Genomic DNA, 1630 nt, shown 5'->3' with positions numbered 1-1630 from the left:
CACCGCCCGGTGATGCTGCACCGCGCCATATTGGGCAGTTATGAACGCTTCATCGGCATCTTGATCGAGCATTTTGCCGGCTGGTTCCCGACCTGGCTGGCGCCGTGCCAGGCGGTGGTGGCGACCATCGTTTCGGATGCGGACGATTATGCCGGGCAGGTGAGCGAGTTGCTGCGCAAGGCCGGCATCCGTGTGGAAACCGATCTGCGCAACGAGAAGATCAACCTGAAGGTGCGCGAGCACAGCCTGCAAAAAGCGCCCTACATGCTGGTTGTTGGCCGCCGCGAAGCCGAAGAAGGCACAGTGGCGCTGCGCAGCCTGAAAGGCGGCGAGCAGAAGGTGATGCCGCTGGCCGAGGCGGTGGCGCTGATTGCGGCGGATGCGTTGCCGCCCGATCTGCGTTGAGCGCTGCAAAGCGGCAAATACACCATTGGCGCGCACAGCGGGGGCGCGTTAAGGTGACGATGGGTTTGATTCCAACCGGGAGACACATGATGCTGCGTCCGATGCTTGCTGCCATATTGGCGACCGCCGTCATTTTGCCATCCATCGCCCTGGCCGGCCCGATCGAAGATCGCCAGGCGATCATGAAGGGCAATGGCCGCGACACCAAGATGGGCGGCGACATGCTGAAGGGCGCGGTGCCGTTCGATGCCGCCACGGCAAACAAGATCCTCGCCAACTATGCGGCCGCCGCCAAGGCGTTTCCGACGCATTTCCCGGCCAGCAGCAAGACTGGCGGCGAAACCGAAGCCTCCCCGGCAATCTGGACGATGGCAGCCGATTGGAAGATCGCCACTGACAAATTCCAGAAGGACACCGCTGCTGCGGCCGCGATGACGGTCACCGATGCGGCCAGCTTCGGCAAGGCGTTCGGTATGGTCACCGCAAATTGCAAGAGCTGCCACGAAGGCTTTAGAATCAAAAAGAGCTGAGCCGGCGTGAAGCGTCTGCTTGCCGGCCTGGCCGGGCTGATCTTGCTGAGCGTCGTGGTGAGTTTGTTCATCACGGCGCCGCAGCGTCTGTCTGATGCGCAAGCGGCACAAGGCCCCGGCGATGCCGCGCGCGGGGCACGGATTTTCTGGGCTGGCGGCTGCGCATCCTGCCATGCGGCCAAGGGCGCCAAGGACGACGCCAAGCTGCGGCTGGGCGGGGGCGCCGTGCTGGCCACGCAATTTGGTGATTTCCAGCCGCCGAACATCTCGCCCGGCGCGGACGGCATCGGCGGCTGGACGCTGGCGGAGTTTGACAACGCCATGCGCCGCGGCGTGTCGCCCGATGGCCGGCATTATTATCCGGCCTTTCCCTACACCAGTTATGCCAGGATGCGGGCCGGCGATGTGGCTGATCTGTTTGCCTATTTGAACACGCTGCCCGCGGTGGCCGGCACCCCGCCGGAAGGCAAGATCGCGTTTCCGTTCAACATCCGCCGCGGCATCGGCCTGTGGAAGCGCCTGTATCTGGATGCGGCGCCGGTGGCGGCCTTGCCGGCCGGAGCATCACCCGAAGTGATGGCCGGCCAATATCTGGTGGAAGGGCCGGGGCATTGCGGGGAATGCCACAGCCCGCGCGATGGCTTTGGCGGGACCGACAAGACCGCCTGGCTGGGCGGCGCGCCCGATCCGGAAGG

Annotated in this window: 3 protein-coding genes; all 3 read left to right on the top strand. The window is 64.8% G+C overall.

Annotation, left to right across the window (positions count from 1 at the left end; genetic code table 11):
* On the top strand, positions 1–405 hold a 405-nt coding region (locus tag ABWP50_RS13305; RefSeq protein ID WP_353218470.1), incomplete at its 5' end, for a His/Gly/Thr/Pro-type tRNA ligase C-terminal domain-containing protein.
* An 86-nt stretch (positions 406–491) separates the two neighbouring features.
* On the top strand, positions 492–935 hold the full coding sequence (locus tag ABWP50_RS13300) for a c-type cytochrome (protein ID WP_353218469.1): 444 nt from the start codon (positions 492–494) through the stop codon (positions 933–935).
* Positions 936–941: 6 nt separating this feature from the next.
* The coding region (locus tag ABWP50_RS13295; protein ID WP_353218468.1) for a c-type cytochrome at positions 942–1630 on the top strand (689 nt) is incomplete at its 3' end.

The sequence above is a fragment of the Sandarakinorhabdus sp. genome (assembly GCF_040398645.1).
In the GTDB taxonomy this organism is placed as follows: domain Bacteria; phylum Pseudomonadota; class Alphaproteobacteria; order Sphingomonadales; family Sphingomonadaceae; genus Sandarakinorhabdus.
The sequence above is the reverse complement of the archived record's forward strand: the minus strand, read 5'-3'. Positions and strand labels throughout refer to the sequence as shown.

Coding starts and splice junctions, on each gene's coding strand:
- ABWP50_RS13300 (WP_353218469.1), top strand. CDS start 492: ATGATGCTGCGTCCGATGCTTGCTGCCATATTGGCGACCGCCGTCATT.